The 13,991-nt window shown below is 69.1% G+C and carries 12 protein-coding genes; 4 read left to right on the plus strand and 8 right to left on the minus strand.

All coding sequences use genetic code 11. The features are described from left to right. Positions 1–89 precede the first annotated feature (89 nt). Genes ABT232_RS29260 through ABT232_RS29270 form a run of 3 tightly spaced genes read right to left on the minus strand, consistent with a single transcriptional unit; the run spans position 90 to position 1,597 of the window. The gene (locus ABT232_RS29260; protein WP_351845266.1) at positions 90–500 is read right to left on the minus strand and encodes a DUF6113 family protein; all 411 of its coding nucleotides are present in this window, start codon (positions 498–500) and stop codon (positions 90–92) included. Continuing rightward, a complete protein-coding gene (gene mshB, locus ABT232_RS29265) occupies positions 497–1,375 on the minus strand; it encodes an N-acetyl-1-D-myo-inositol-2-amino-2-deoxy-alpha-D-glucopyranoside deacetylase (RefSeq protein WP_351845268.1) in 879 nt (292 codons plus the stop codon). Before mshB ends, ABT232_RS29260 begins: the two co-directional genes overlap by 4 nt. 27 nt (positions 1,376–1,402) lie before the next feature. Further along, on the minus strand, positions 1,403–1,597 hold the full coding sequence (locus tag ABT232_RS29270; protein ID WP_351845270.1) for a hypothetical protein: 195 nt from the start codon (positions 1,595–1,597) through the stop codon (positions 1,403–1,405). 173 nt (positions 1,598–1,770) lie between these two features. Here ABT232_RS29270 and ABT232_RS29275 point away from each other — a divergent pair, with 173 nt between their 5' ends. After that, positions 1,771–3,888 (plus strand): S9 family peptidase, encoded by a 2,118-nt coding sequence (locus ABT232_RS29275; protein ID WP_351845272.1) that lies wholly within the window; start codon positions 1,771–1,773, stop codon positions 3,886–3,888. A gap of 121 nt (positions 3,889–4,009) precedes the next feature. Here the strand turns inward: ABT232_RS29275 and ABT232_RS29280 are convergent, their stop codons facing one another. From ABT232_RS29280 to ABT232_RS29300, 5 genes are read right to left on the minus strand one after another with little or no spacing between them, the layout of a single operon-like run. After that, complete coding sequence (locus ABT232_RS29280) at positions 4,010–5,047, minus strand: ABC transporter ATP-binding protein (RefSeq protein WP_351845274.1); 1,038 nt, start codon at positions 5,045–5,047, stop codon at positions 4,010–4,012. Next, positions 5,040–6,014, minus strand: coding sequence for an ABC transporter ATP-binding protein (locus ABT232_RS29285; RefSeq protein ID WP_351845276.1), 975 nt, complete (start codon positions 6,012–6,014; stop codon positions 5,040–5,042). The genes ABT232_RS29280 and ABT232_RS29285 overlap by 8 nt, the downstream gene beginning before the upstream one ends. Positions 6,015–6,023: 9 nt before the next feature. Then, positions 6,024–7,004: an ABC transporter permease gene (locus tag ABT232_RS29290; RefSeq protein ID WP_351845278.1), complete on the minus strand. Its 981-nt coding sequence runs from the start codon at positions 7,002–7,004 to the stop codon at positions 6,024–6,026. Then, complete coding sequence (locus ABT232_RS29295) at positions 6,997–7,920, minus strand: ABC transporter permease (RefSeq protein WP_351845280.1); 924 nt, start codon at positions 7,918–7,920, stop codon at positions 6,997–6,999. The genes ABT232_RS29290 and ABT232_RS29295 overlap by 8 nt, the downstream gene beginning before the upstream one ends. Positions 7,921–7,929: 9 nt before the next feature. Then, on the minus strand, positions 7,930–9,558 hold the full coding sequence (locus tag ABT232_RS29300) for a peptide ABC transporter substrate-binding protein (RefSeq protein WP_351845282.1): 1,629 nt from the start codon (positions 9,556–9,558) through the stop codon (positions 7,930–7,932). 474 nt (positions 9,559–10,032) lie between these two features. On the opposite strand from ABT232_RS29300, the gene ABT232_RS29305 reads away from it, so the two are divergent. The 3 genes from ABT232_RS29305 to ABT232_RS29315 all read left to right on the plus strand — a co-directional run bounded on the left by ABT232_RS29305 (position 10,033) and on the right by ABT232_RS29315 (position 13,986). Then, positions 10,033–11,061 carry an ABC transporter permease gene (locus ABT232_RS29305; RefSeq protein WP_450871805.1) on the plus strand — a complete coding sequence of 343 codons (1,029 nt, stop codon included), beginning with the start codon at positions 10,033–10,035 and terminating at the stop codon, positions 11,059–11,061. Between the two features lie 82 nt (positions 11,062–11,143). Continuing rightward, positions 11,144–12,904 (plus strand): ABC transporter substrate-binding protein, encoded by a 1,761-nt coding sequence (locus ABT232_RS29310; RefSeq protein WP_351845286.1) that lies wholly within the window; start codon positions 11,144–11,146, stop codon positions 12,902–12,904. Between the two features lie 101 nt (positions 12,905–13,005). Next, the gene (locus ABT232_RS29315) at positions 13,006–13,986 is read left to right on the plus strand and encodes an ABC transporter permease (protein WP_351845288.1); all 981 of its coding nucleotides are present in this window, start codon (positions 13,006–13,008) and stop codon (positions 13,984–13,986) included. The last annotated feature ends 5 nt before the right edge of the window (positions 13,987–13,991 follow it).

Here is a 13,991-nt window from a genome sequence, read left to right on the forward strand (position 1 = left end):
ACCATACTGGCCACTTCCGGCGCTTATCCCACGACCGCTGGGGAAACCCACACGGGACTCGCACGTGCGCGTGACGGCGAAGTGGTACGTCACTTGCCAAGTCGGACGGAGGGCCCCGAGGGTTGCCGCCCCGGACCGAGGGTGGCGCAGATCACAGCCACCGCCATTCCTCCGAGCAGGAAGAGGTACGAGCCGCCGCCCGCGGCGAAGACGAAGTCGCCCTCGGGGCGGCTGGCGGTGAGCAGGACGACGGCGATCATCCAGCCCGCGCCGGACGCGACGGCCCCGCCCCGGCCGCCGGTGGCCCGTGCCGCGCCCAGGAACAGACCGGCCGCTCCCGCGAGCGCGAGCAGCAGCCCGCCGGGGAACCAGCCGCCCTGCACCAGCGCGCCGGCCGCGCCGACCACCGCGCCGAGCAGCAGAAGTCCCAGGTGTGCGGCGATCCGCCCGGCGGAGGGGCGGGCCAGGGGCTGGGCCAGCAGGGAGCCGCGGTCGTTCATGACGCCTCCTCGGTGTCGGTCCCGGCGAACAGGTCGGCCTCCCGGGCGGCTCCCGGTGCCACGGCCGGCTCCCCGCGTACCAGTTCGTAGTACTCGGTACGGAAGACCGGCTGGGCCAGTTCATTGGAGAGCACGAACCAGTCGCCGTCCACGGTGATCTGGGTGGCGTGCGCGGCCATCGCGGCGGTCTTGGCGGCGGCATGGACCTCGCCGCCGTCGATCTCGGCGGTGACGTGTTCGTCGTCGACGACGCCGGGGACGTCGGCGAGGACACCGGCCTTGGTGAAGGAGAGGCCGGGCAGCGCCTGGTGGAGGCGGGCGAAGGCGGCCTCGCCGGCCGTGCGCGGCACGCGGTTCCAGTAGACCTTCGCGGGGGCGCAGCCGGCCTCGGCGGCCAGCTCGACGGCGCGCATGGCGACGCGGTGGGCCTGGATGTGGTCGGGGTGGCCGTACCCGCCGTGCGGGTCGTAGGTGACGAGGACCTGGGGGCGCACCTCGCGGATCACCTGGAGGAGGTGTCCGGCGGCCTCGTCGACGTCGGCCTGCCAGAAGCAGGTGGGGTCGTCGTTGTCGGGGAGCCCCATCATCCCGGAGTCGCGGTAGCGGCCGTCGCCGCCGAGCCGTCGGAAGTCGGTGACGCCCAGCTCGGCCATGGCGGCGGTCAGCTCGCCCAGCCGGTGCATGCCGAGGGCGGCGCCGGTCAGGTGCGCGAGCTCGGGCGGGATGACCTCGCCGCCCTCACCGAGGGTGCAGGTGACCAGGGTCACATGAACACCCTCGGCCGCGTACCGGGCCATGGTGGCGCCGTTGTTGATCGACTCGTCGTCCGGGTGCGCGTGCACCAGCAGCAGGCGCCGGGAGGGCAGGTCCGTCATGGAGCCCACCCTAAGCGCCCGCCCGGGTCAGAATTTGATGCTGCCGATCATCCCGGCGATGTTGGTGGTGAGCTCGCTGATGGTCGGCGCGACCGTCGACGAGGCGAGGTAGAAGCCCAGGAGCATGCAGACCACGGCATGCGCGGCCTTCAGTCCTGACTTCTTGATGAGCAGGATGACGATGATCGCCAGCAGCACCACCGCCGAAATCGAGAGTGCCACGGCGGCTCACCTCCAAGGACCCGGGAACGTGGGGGCAGAGCAGGGGAACGGTAAATCCTTACAGCAGCCAGCAGGTTGATACCCACACAGCGCTAGTGATCATAACTATCCGTACGCGCGCATCGATCGGCGCACGGCCGCACAAGGGGGCGCATGGCCAATATGGTCGGGTCATGACGACCGAGGCTGACTCCTTCCCCAGACGGCACGCCCGGACCCAGCGGTTCACGCTCGGCGCGCCGCGTTCGTTCACCGTGGCGCCCGACGCGTCGCGTGTCGTGTTCCTGCGCTCGCGTTCCGGCACGGACCGGGCGAACGCCCTGTGGGTGCTCGATCCGGCGGACGGCGCCGAACGGGTGGCGGCGGACCCGCGGGTGCTGCTCGGCGGCGCCGCGGAAGACCTCCCTCCGGAGGAGCGGGCGCGGCGCGAGCGCAGCCGCGAGGGCGGCGCCGGCATCGTCGGCTACGCCACCGACTCCGCGGTGGAGCTGGCGTCTTTCGCCTTGTCAGGGCGGCTTTTCGCGGCCGAGCTGCGGGCCGGTACGGCACGTGAGCTGCCCGCCGCGGGACCGGTGATCGACCCGCGCCCCGCCCCCGACGGACGGCTGGTCGCGTATGTGGCGCACGGGGCGCTGCGGGTCGTCGGCGCGGAGGGCGAGGACGATCGCGCGCTCGCGGAACCGGAATCGGACGGGGTGTCCTACGGGCTGGCCGAGTTCATCGCGGCCGAGGAGATGGGGCGGTCGCGCGGCTTCTGGTGGGCGCCGGAGTCGGACCGGCTGCTGGTGGCGCGGGTGGACGACACGCCGGTGCGGCGGTGGTGGATCTCGGATCCGGCCCAGCCGGAACGTGACCCACAACACGTCCCGTATCCGGCATCCGGGACGGCGAACGCGGACGTGCGGCTGTTCGTGATCGACCTGGGCGGGGTGCGCACAGAGGTCGTCTGGGACCGGGCGCGGTACCCGTATCTGGCGCGTGTGCACTGGTCAGCGGCGGGTGCGCCGCTGTTGCTGGTGCAGGCGCGGGACCAGCGCAGCCAGCTGTACCTGGCCGTGGACCCGGACACCGGTGCGACCCGGATGGTGCACGCCGATGAAGATCCGATTTGGCTTGATCTTTTCCCTGGAGTGCCCTGCTGGTCCCCCTCCGGGCAGTTGGTCCGGATCGCCGACGAGGGCGGCTCGCGGCGCCTCGCGGTCGGGGAACGGCCGCTGACCGGAGCGCAGTTGCATGTGCGCGCGGTGCTCGACGTCTCGTCCGACGACGTCCTCGTCTCGGCGTCCGCGGGCGCGGAAGCGGAACGCCCGGAGACCGGCGAGGTGCATGTCTACCGCGTCAACGAGCTGGGTGTCGAGCGCCTGACCCAGGAGCCCGGGGTGCACTCGGCGGTGCGGTCGGGAGACGTGACCGTGCTGGTGTCGGCGACCCTGGAACACCCGGGGGCGCGGGTGCGGGTGCTGCGCGAGGGGAAGCAGGTGGCGGTTGTCCCGTCGTACGCCGAGGATCCTGGTCTGTCCCCGCGCATCACGCTCACCGAGGGGGGCGCACGCCGAATTCCGTGCGCCCTGCTTATGCCACGTGACTACCACGGTGACACTCCCCTGCCGGTCCTCATGGACCCCTACGGCGGCCCCCACGGTCCCCGTGTCGTCGCCGCCCACAACGCCCATCTGACCTCGCAATGGTTCGCCGATCAGGGCTTCGCGGTGGTCGTCGCGGACGGCCGCGGCACACCGGGCCGCTCTCCGGCGTGGGAGAAGGCCGTCCACCACGACTTCACGGTTTCCCTGGACGACCAGATCGAAGCGCTCCAGGATCTGGCGCGGAACCACCCCCTGGACCTGACCCGGGTCGCCGTCCGCGGCTGGTCCTACGGCGGCTGGCTGGCCGGTCTGGCGGTGCTGCGCCGCCCGGACGTCTTCCACGCGGGCATCGCGGGCGCGCCGGTGACGGACTGGCGGCTGTACGACACCCACTACACCGAGCGGTACCTGGGCACCCCGCAGGCCCACCCGGACGCGTACACCCGCAGCTCGCTGGTGACCGACGAGGGCCTGTCCGCGCCCGCCGAGCCGCACCGCCCGCTGCTGATCGTGCACGGCACGGCCGACGACAACGTGGTCTTCGCGCACGCCCTGCGGCTGTCCTCGGCGCTGCTGGCCGCCGGCCGCCCGCACGAGGTCCTGCCGCTGTCCGGCGTGACCCACATGACCCCGCAGGAGCAGGTCGCCGAGAACCTGCTGCTGCTCCAGGTGGACTTCCTGAAGCGGGCGCTGGGCCTGGCGTAGACGGGTAACGGGCCGGGACGACATGGCGCGTCCCGGCCCGTTCACGGCACCCGCACGGCCGTACGTCCCTCAGCCTGACGCGTCCGTATATCGGAACAGGGTCGGGCGAGTTGCCTGTGTGTTACCGCGGTTCCTCCGGCGGGACCACCTGCTTCTCCTCGGCGAAGTGGCAGGCGCTGGGGTGCGCGGCGGGGCCGGTGGCCCGCTGGAAGGCCTCGGGGACGGCCAGCGCCGGGACCTCCTGGGCACAGCGTTCGCGCGCCTTCCAGCAGCGGGTGCGGAAGCGGCAGCCGGAGGGGATGTTCGTCGGGGACGGCACGTCGCCGTGCAGGATGATCCGCTCGCGGTGCTCGCGGGCCTCGGGGTCGGGGACCGGGACGGCGGACAGCAGGGCCTGGGTGTAGGGGTGCGTGGGGTGGTCGTAGATCTCGGCGTCGCGGCCGATCTCGACGATCCGGCCCAGGTACATCACCCCCACCCGGTCCGAGATGTGCCGGACGATCGACAGGTCGTGGGCGATGAAGATGTACGAGAGGTCGAACTCGCTCTGGAGGCGGTCCATCAGATTGATGACCTGGGCCTGCACGGAGACGTCCAGGGCCGACACCGGTTCGTCGGCGACGATGATCTCCGGGCGCAGCGCCAGGCCGCGGGCGATGCCGATGCGCTGGCGCTGGCCGCCGGAGAACTGGTGCGGATAGCGGTTGATGTACTCCGGGTTGAGGCCGACGACGTCCAGCAGGTCCTGGACCTTGCGCCGCCGGTCGCCCTTGGGGGCCACCTCGGGGTGGATGTCGAAGGGCTCGCCGATGATGTCGCCGACCGTCATCCGCGGGTTGAGGGAGGTGTACGGGTCCTGGAACACCATCTGGATGTTGCGGCGTACGGCCTTCAGGGCGCGGCCGGTCAGGCCGGTGACGTCCTCGCCCTTGTACCGGATCTCACCGGCCGTCGGCCGCTCCAGGTTGACCAGCATCTTCGCGACCGTGGACTTGCCGCAGCCGGACTCGCCGACGATGCCCAGGGTCTCGCCCCGGTCGAGGGTGAAGTCGACGCCGTCCACGGCCCTGACCGCGCCGATCTGCTTCCTGAAGACGATGCCCCGCGTCAGCGGGTAGTGCTTGACCAGCCCGCGCACCTGAAGGATCGGCTCAGCCATGCAGGCACTCCGTCCAGAAGTGGCAGGCGCTGCCGCGCTCCCGGTCCACGTCGTACAGCGGGGGCACGTCGGTGCGGCAGACGTCCCGGGCCATCGGGCAGCGCGGATGGAAGGCGCAGCCCGGCGGGATGTTCAGCAGGTTGGGCGGCAGGCCCTTGATGGCGTACAGCTCCTGGCCCTTCTGGTCCAGGCGCGGGATGGAGTCCAGCAGGCCGCGCGTATAGGGGTGGGCGGGGGCCTTGTAGATGTCGTGGACCGGCGCCGACTCCACGATCCGGCCGGCGTACATCACCGCGATCCGGTCGGCGACGTCGGCGACCACGCCGAGGTCGTGGGTGATCAGGATCAGCCCCATGTGGTACTCGCGCTGGAGCTCGGCGAGCAGTTCCATGACCTGCGCCTGGACCGTCACGTCCAGGGCCGTCGTCGGTTCGTCGGCGATGATCAGGGCCGGTTCCAGGGCCAGCGCCATGGCGATCATGATGCGCTGGCGCATGCCGCCGGAGAACTGGTGCGGGTACTGCTTCACCCGCTCCCGGGCGGCCGGGATGCGCACCCGGTCCATCAGCTCCACGGCCTTCGCGCGGGCGTCCTTGCGGGACATGCCCCGGTGCACGACGAACATCTCGCCGAGCTGGTCGCCCACGGACAGCACCGGGTTCAGCGAGGACAGCGCGTCCTGGAAGATCATCGCCATCTCGGCGCCGCGCACCTTGCGCCTCTCGTCCTCCTTCAGCTTCAGCAGGTCGCGGCCCTGGAAGAGGATCTCGCCGCCGGCGATCCGCCCCGGCGGCATGTCGAGGATGCCCATGATCGCCTGCGCGGTGACGGACTTGCCGGAGCCGGACTCGCCGAGCACGGCCAGTGTCTCGCCGGCGTCCACGTGGTAGGTGACCCCGTTGACGGCCCGGGCGATCCCGTCCCGGGTCCGGAACTCCACCTGGAGGTCGCGCACTTCGAGCAGCATGACGGCGGCTCACCTCAGCTTCGGGTCGAGGGCGTCGCGCACCGCGTCGCCGAGCATGATGAAGGCCAGGACGGTGATCGCCAGCGCGCCGGAGGGCCAGAGCAGGGCGTGCGGGGCGGTGCGGATGTACGGGGAGGCGGCGGAGATGTCGATGCCCCAGGAGACGCTGGGCGGCTTCAGGCCGACGCCGAGGTAGGACAGGGTCGCCTCCAGCGAGATGTAGGTGCCGAGCGCGATGGTCGCCACGACGATCACCGGTGCGACGGCGTTCGGTGTGATGTGCCGCAGCAGCATCCGCGCGTTGGAGGCGCCGAGGGCGCGGGCGGCCTGCACGTAGTCGTTCTGCTTGGCGGTGATGACCGAGCCGCGGGCGATCCGGGAGATCTGCGGCCAGCCCAGCAGCACCATGAAGCCGATGACCGGCCAGATGGTGTTGCTGGTGACGACCGACAGCAGCACCAGGCCGCCGAGGACGACCGGGATGGCGAAGAAGATGTCGGTGATCCGGGAGAGGAAGGAGTCGGAGGTGCCGCCGAAGAACCCGGCGAGCCCGCCGAGCACGCTGCCGAGCAGGGCGACGCCGAGGGTGGCGCAGACGCCCACCGCGACGGAGGTGCGGGCGCCGTAGACGGTGCGGGTGTACACGTCGCAGCCCTGGCCGTTGAAGCCGAAGGGGTGGCCGGGCTGGGAGCCCTCCTGGGCCTTGGCGAGGTCGCACTGGAGGGGGTTGCCGGAGGCGATCAGGGACGGCCACAGGGAGATGACGACCAGGAAGAGGATCACCAGGCCGGAGACGATGAAGACCGGGTTGCGGCGCAGGTCGTGCCAGGCGTCGGACCACAGCGAGCGGGGCTTGCCGGCCGGGCCGGTGCCGTCGGGGCCGGCCGGCGGTTTCTCCAGGGTCAGCGCCTCGCTCGCCGCGAGGTCCATCTGGCCCCCCATGCCGGTGCCCGCGATGGCGCGCTCGGGCTCGTAGGGCTCGTCATGCATAGCGGATCCTCGGGTCGAGTACGGCGTACAGGAGGTCGACGAGGAGGTTGGCGACGAGGAAGACCAGCACCAGGACGGTGACGAAACCGACCACGGTCTGGGTGTTCTGGCGCAGGATGCCCTGGTAGAGCTGGTAGCCGACGCCGTGGATGTTGAAGATCCGCTCGGTGACGATGGCGCCGCCCATCAGCGCGCCGATGTCGGTGCCGATGAAGGTGACGACCGGGATCAGTGAGTTGCGCAGCAGGTGCCGGGTGACCACCCGGCGCCGGGGCAGGCCCTTGGCGATCGCCGTACGGACGTAGTCGGAGCGCTTGTTCTCGGCGATGGAGGTGCGGGTCAGCCGGGTGACGTAGGCGAGCGAGACCGAGGCGAGGACCAGGCCGGGGACGATCAGCTCGTCGAAGGGGGCCTCCGGCGACACCGAGGGTTTGATCCAGCCCCATTCGACGCCGAGCAGCAGCTGGAGCAGCAGGCCGGTGACGAAGGTCGGCACGGAGATGACGACCAGGGTGACCAGCAGCACCGAGGTGTCGACCGGCCGGCCGCGGCGCAGGCCGGTGACGACGCCCAGGGTGATGCCGATGACGATCTCGAAGACGATGGCGACGATGGTGAGCCGGATGGTGACGGGGAAGGCGGAGGCCATCAGCTCGGTGACCGGCTGGCCGTTGAAGGCGGTGCCGAAGTCTCCGGTGAAGACGTTGCCCATGTAGGTCAGGTATTGCTGCCAGACCGGCTTGTCGAGGCCGAACTCCTTGCGGAGCTGGGCGGCCGTCGCCGGGTCGCACTGCCGGTCACCGCACAGGCCCGCGATGGGGTCGCCCATCACGTTCACCATCAGGAAGATCAGCAGCGTGGCCCCGATGAAGACCGGGATCATCTGGAGCAGCCGCCGGACGACGTACCGTCCCATGGCGCCGCCTCAGCTGACCTTGATCTCGTTGTACACCGGGACGCTGAACGGGTTGAGCTTCACGTCGGACAGCCGCTCCGAGTAGCCCGCGCTGCCGTTCTGGTACCAGAGCGGGATGGCCGCCATGTTGTCCCGGACGACCTCCTCGGCCTGCTGGAAGGTCTGGACGGCCTTGGCGGTGTCGCTCTCGGCGTTGGCCTCGTCGACGAGCTGGTCGAACTCCTTGTCGGACCACTTGCCGTCGTTGGAGGAGGCGTTGGTGTAGTAGAGCGGCTGGAGGAAGTTCTGGATCAGCGGGTAGTCCATCTGCCAGCCGGCCCGGAACGGTCCGCTCATCTTCTCGTCGGTGATCTGCTTGCGGAAGTCGGCGAAGGTGCCGACCGGGTTGCCGACGCAGGCCTGGTCGTCGCCGAGCGCGTTGTTGATGGAGTTGCAGACGGCGTCCACCCACTCCTTGTGCGAGCCGGTGTCCGCGTTGTAGGTGATCTTGACCTGGCCGCCGGGCAGCCCGCCGCCCTCCTGGATCAGCTTCTTGGCCTGGTCGGGGTCGTAGTCGCAGAACTCGCCGCACAGCCCTGCCTTGTAGCCGCCGTCCTCGCCGAGCACGGGTGAGGTCCAGTCGGTGGCGGGGGTGCGGGTCTTCTGGAAGATCGTCTCGGTGATCTGGTCCCGGTCGATGGCCATGGACAGGCCCTTGCGGACCTTGTCCGTGCCCGGCTTGTTCCAGGCGCTGTCGTAGTACGGGAAGGCGAGGGTCTGGATGATGCCGGCCGGGGTGTTGAGGTACCGGTCGCCGAGGTCGCTCTGGACGTTGCGCAGCTGGGCGGCGGGGACGTCGTCGACGAGGTCGAGGTTGCCGGCCATGAGGTCGGTGTAGGCCGTGTTGTTGTCGGTGTAGACCTTGAGGTCGACCCCGCCGTTCTGCGCCTTGTCCTCGCCGGGGTACTCCTCCCATGTGCGCAGGGACATCTGCGAGCCGCGGGCGTAGGACTGCACGGTGTACGGGCCGTTGCCGACGGGCTTGGCCAGCCAGGCGTCGTGGTCGTCGAAGAACGCCTTGGGCAGCGGGACGTAGGCGTTGTAGCCGAGGGTGTCGGGGAAGGTCGAGAACTTCTGGGTGAGCTTGACGGTGAAGGTGCGCTCGCCGGTGACCTTCAGCCCGGAGAGCGTGTCGGAGCTCTGCTCGCCGCTCTCCGGGTGCACCTTGTCGTAGCCCTCGATGTAGCTGAAGAAGTAGGCGTTGCGCTGGTTGTTCTTCAGACTGGCGCCGTAGTTCCAGGCGTCGACGAAGGACTGGGCGGTGACCTTCTCGCCGTTGCTGAAGGTCCAGCCGTCCTTGACGGTGATGGTGAAGTTCTGCGAGTCGGAGGTCTCGATGCTCTCGGCGAGCATGTCCTGGGCCTCGCCGGTCTCCGGGTCGTACCGCTTGAGCCCGCGGAAGATCATGTCCAGCACCTTGCCGCCCTGCACCTCGTTGGTGTTGGCCGGCTCCAGCGGGTTCTGCGGGTCGCCCCAGGAGGAGCTGAGCACCGCGCCGCTCTCCCCGCCGCCGCCGTCGCCGCCGCCTCCGCAGGCGGTCGCCGCGAGGGCGGCCGCCGTGGCGCATGCGACCCATCTGGCGTGCGTGGCTCCGCGCATGGTGTGCCTCCTCAGACCCAGCTGATGCCTTGTCGGGAAATGACGCTCCGTTATCGCCAAATATCGACCCAATCAGGGCACATCGCACATGCAGCCCACCCTTTGGGGTGATCTTGTGCGCCGACCGCCCGGGAGGCGAAGTGGATCTTCGAAAGTCACGCAACAGATCGACGGAATCCGATGCAGAACCGTTGGAAAACGAACCCGGCATGTACGCATTTCGATACCCAGGCGTCCGCATAACGAACGCATCGCCCGCTTCGCGTAGTTGGTCCGATGTAAGACACGACTTGATCACGGTAGTGCTACCCGCGTAGCTACGGATCGGTCAAGCAGAGGCAAAGAAAGTAAAGAGAAACCCAACTCGGACCAGAATTTGTTGACCTTGAATGAATTGCGTTGAAAAAGTCCCGCGTAGCCCGTAGGGGAGCGCCCTGCGGAGTCACTCAGACCCTCCCTTGGGCCAGGAGCACCATGACCCCCCCATCTCCATCCGCGGCTGCCCCGCTTGAGGTGACCGACGCGAGCGTCGAGACGTCGCCCGCGCCCTCCACCCCTCAGGGCAACGAGAGCCGCTCCCCCGGCCGCCTGGCCTGGAACCGCTTCAAGCGGGACCGTACGGGCGTCATATCCGCCTGCATCGTGATCTTCTTCTTCGTGATCGCGATCTGCGCCCCTCTGATCGCCTCGCTCTACGGCAAGAACCCGTACGACCAGTACGGCCAGGAGATCCCCGGTCTGCTCAACGACGCCGGCTTCCCCGTCAAGGCCAACGGCGGCATCGACGGCGACTTCTGGTTCGGCGTCGAGCCCTCGATGGGCCGTGACGTCTTCACCTTCCTGCTCTACGGGATCCGCACCTCGCTGCTGATCGCGACCGCCACCACGCTGCTGGTCACCGTGATCGGCGTGGTGGTCGGCATCACCGCCGGCTACCTGGGGGGCCGGACCGACTTCCTGATCGGCCGGGTCATCGACATCCTGCTGTCGTTCCCCTCGACGCTGTTCTTCATCGCCTTCATGCCGGTCGTCTACGGCCTCTTCGTGGCACCGGACGAGGAGATCCCGACCTCGCTGCGGGCGACCTGTCTGATCCTGGTCCTCACGGCCTTCGGCTGGGCCTCCATGGCCCGGTTGCTGCGCGGCCAGGTGCTGGCCCTGCGGGAGAGGGAGTTCGTGGAGGCCGCGAAGGTGACCGGTGCCTCGCCGGGCCGGATCATCTTCAAGGAACTGCTGCCCAACCTGTGGACCCCGATCCTGATCCAGTCCACGCTGGCCCTCCCGGCCTTCGTCACCGCGGAGGCGGGCCTCGCCTTCCTCGGCGTCGGCATCATCGATCCGACCCCCGACTGGGGTGTGATGATCCAGCGCGGCGCGTCCTTCTACACGGACGACATCACGTTCATGATCTTCCCGGGCGTGTCGATGATCATCTTCGTCCTCGCGTTCAACCTGCTCGGCGACTCCGTCCGTGACGCCCTGGACCCCAAGTCCAAGCGCTGAGCCCTCGCACCACCCCCGCGCCCGGTCACCGACGTCCGGCGAGCAGCACCTTCGTCAAACCTTCACCCTAGGCAGGTACGCCATGTCCTTTTCCCGCAGAAACTTCCTGATAGCCACCGGTGTGGCCGCCGGCGCCACCACGGTGCTGAGCGCCTGCAGCAGCGGCAACGCGGGCGGCGGCGGCTCCAGCAAGGCCCCGTCGGTGGACAAGGCCGAGGCCGCCACCATCACCGTCGGCACCAAGGCCGACTCCCAGGGCCCGGCCCCGGAGATGCCCGGCGCGACGAAGGGCGGCACGCTCTACACGCTGGACCAGATCGACTTCGACCACCTGGACCCGGCCCAGATCTACTCCTCGTACACGGGCGCCGGCTCGGTCCTGTTCCTGCGCGGCCTGACCGGCTACCGCGTCGACGCCAAGGGCAACACCACCCTGGTCGGCGACCTGGCCACCGACGCCGGCACCATGAAGGACGGCGGCAAGACCTGGTCCTTCACGCTGAAGGACGGCATCAAGTGGGAGGACGGCGCGGCCGTCACCATCGAGGACGTCCGCCACACCTTCGAGCGCCTCTTCGCCGACTTCGTCACCGAGGGCCCGCGCTACCCGCAGAACTGGCTCGAGGGCGGCGACAAGTACAAGGGCCCGTACGAGGGCAAGCACCTGAAGTCGATCGAGATCGACGGCAACACCGTCACCTTCCGTCTGAAGGAGGGCCACGCCGACTTCCCGTTCATGCTGGCCATGCGCGGCTTCGCGATCGTGCCGAAGAAGCACGACACGAAGAAGAAGTACGACAAGCGCCCGTACTCCTGCGGCCCGTACAAGATCGAGAGCCGCAGCATCGACAAGTCCCTCACCCTGGTGCGCAACGAGCACTGGGAGGCCGACAAGGACCCGGTCCGCAACGGTTACCCGGACAAGGTCGTCATGCAGTTCGGCTACCAGTCGCTGGCCTCCACCGACCGGTACATCGCCGACAAGGGCAACGACCAGTACGCCCTGTCGCTGCTGAACGAGGTCGCCTCCGAGCGCATCCAGAAGGTCATGGGCGACGCCACGCTGAAGAAGCGCGTGCTGACCCAGGTCGACACGACCTGCTACTACTTCCCGATCAACATGACCCGGATCAAGGACCAGAAGGTCCGCCAGGCCATCAACTGGGCGTGGCCGGCGCAGCAGCTGAAGCAGCAGCGCGGTGGCTCGCTGGTCACCGAGTCCGCGACCACGATCATCTCGCCGCTCACCCCGGGTCACACCGACTTCGACCTGTACGGCAAGAAGACCAAGCCGATGGGCGACCCGGAGAAGGCCAAGGCGCTGCTGAAGGAAGCGGGCAAGGAGGGCCAGAAGCTCGTCATCGCCTTCCAGCAGTCCGACAAGGCCGTGAAGGAAGCCGTCACCGTCAAGAACGCCCTGGAGAAGGCGGGCTTCAGCGTGGTGACCAAGCAGGTCGACAAGACCACCTTCTACAGCGAGATCAGCCAGCTGGACAACGAGTTCGACATGTTCGCGGCCGGCTGGGGCCCGGACTGGCCGGCCGGTTACGCGGTCATCCAGCCCTGCTGGGACGGCAGCCAGATCGCCGACGGCGGTGTCAACTGGTCGCAGCTCGACAACACCGGCGTCAACAAGGCGATCGCCGCGGCGACCGTCGAGACCGACCCCGAGGCGGCCAACAAGGCCTGGGGCGAGATCGACCGCCAGATCATGGAGCTCGCGGCCTGCGTCCCGGACTACAACCCGATCCGCAACTACTTCCACGGCTCCAAGGTCGGCGGCGTGATCTACAACGCCGGTGACACCTGCGTCGCCATCGGCAAGGTCTTCGTCCAGGCCTGACGCCTTCGCGGGGCGGCGGACCGCACAACGGCCCGCCGCCCCGGCCCCCTCCACGCTCCCCACACCCCGGCGACGGCGCCCCGTCCGGAAAGTCCACACCCATGTTGCGTTTCCTGGTACGCCGAGTGATCGGCGCACTCGTCATTCTGCTGATCATCAGCGCCGTCACCTTCTTCCTCTTCTACGCCATCCCGCGCGACCCCGCCCGGATGGCCTGCGGCAAGGTCTGTGACGACGAGCTGCTCCAGCAGGTCCGGCTGAACCTCGGGATCGCCGACCCCATGCCGGTGCAGTACTGGCACTGGCTCCAGGGCATCTTCGTGGGCCGTGACTACACCGGGATCGGGCACTGCCCGGCGCCCTGCCTCGGCTACTCGTTCACCAACGACCAGCCCGTCTTCGAGACGATCACGGGCGACCTGCCGACCACCATCTCGCTGGCCCTCGGCGCGGCCTTCTTCTTCCTGATCATCGGCATCGGCGCGGGCATGATCGCCGCGGTCAAGCAGGGCACCTGGCTCGACAAGGCCGCCAGCTCCGTCTCGCTGCTCGGCTCCTCGCTCCAGATCTACTTCGTCGGCTACATCGCCATGTTCTTCCTGGTGCAGCAGCTCGGTCTGCTGGACCCGCCGTCGTACACGCCGTTCAGCGAGGACCCCGGCGCCTGGGTCTCCGGCCTGCTGCTGCCGTGGATCGTGCTGTCGATCATCTTCACCGCCAACTACACCCGGATGACCCGCTCGCAGCTGGTCGAGCAGCTGAGCGAGGACTACGTCCGCACGGCCCGGGCCAAGGGCCTGTCCGGCCGCAACGTCTTCTTCCGGTTCGCCTGGCGCGGCGCCATGGGCCCGATCGTGACGATCTTCGGCATCGACATGGGCACCCTGATCGGCGGCGCGATCATCACGGAGTCGACCTTCAGCCTCCAGGGGCTCGGCACCCGCGCCGTGCGCGCGGTCACCGACAGCGACCTGCCCATGCTGCTCGGCGTCACCGTCGTCGCGGCGTCGGCGATCGTCTTCGCCAACATCATCGTGGACCTCGTCTACGCCCTCATCGACCCGCGCATCCGGCTCGCCTGACCCGG

Origin of the sequence: Streptomyces sp. NPDC001532 (assembly GCF_040298625.1) — a bacterium.
Lineage (GTDB): Bacteria > Actinomycetota > Actinomycetes > Streptomycetales > Streptomycetaceae > Streptomyces.

Coding starts and splice junctions, on each gene's coding strand:
- ABT232_RS29260 (WP_351845266.1), bottom strand. CDS start 500: ATGAACGACCGCGGCTCCCTGCTGGCCCAGCCCCTGGCCCGCCCCTCC.
- mshB (WP_351845268.1), bottom strand. CDS start 1,375: ATGACGGACCTGCCCTCCCGGCGCCTGCTGCTGGTGCACGCGCACCCG.
- ABT232_RS29275 (WP_351845272.1), top strand. CDS start 1,771: ATGACGACCGAGGCTGACTCCTTCCCCAGACGGCACGCCCGGACCCAG.
- ABT232_RS29280 (WP_351845274.1), bottom strand. CDS start 5,047: ATGGCTGAGCCGATCCTTCAGGTGCGCGGGCTGGTCAAGCACTACCCG.
- ABT232_RS29285 (WP_351845276.1), bottom strand. CDS start 6,014: ATGCTGCTCGAAGTGCGCGACCTCCAGGTGGAGTTCCGGACCCGGGAC.
- ABT232_RS29290 (WP_351845278.1), bottom strand. CDS start 7,004: ATGCATGACGAGCCCTACGAGCCCGAGCGCGCCATCGCGGGCACCGGC.
- ABT232_RS29295 (WP_351845280.1), bottom strand. CDS start 7,920: ATGGGACGGTACGTCGTCCGGCGGCTGCTCCAGATGATCCCGGTCTTC.
- ABT232_RS29300 (WP_351845282.1), bottom strand. CDS start 9,558: ATGCGCGGAGCCACGCACGCCAGATGGGTCGCATGCGCCACGGCGGCC.
- ABT232_RS29305 (WP_450871805.1), top strand. CDS start 10,033: ATGACCCCCCCATCTCCATCCGCGGCTGCCCCGCTTGAGGTGACCGAC.
- ABT232_RS29310 (WP_351845286.1), top strand. CDS start 11,144: ATGTCCTTTTCCCGCAGAAACTTCCTGATAGCCACCGGTGTGGCCGCC.
- ABT232_RS29315 (WP_351845288.1), top strand. CDS start 13,006: ATGTTGCGTTTCCTGGTACGCCGAGTGATCGGCGCACTCGTCATTCTG.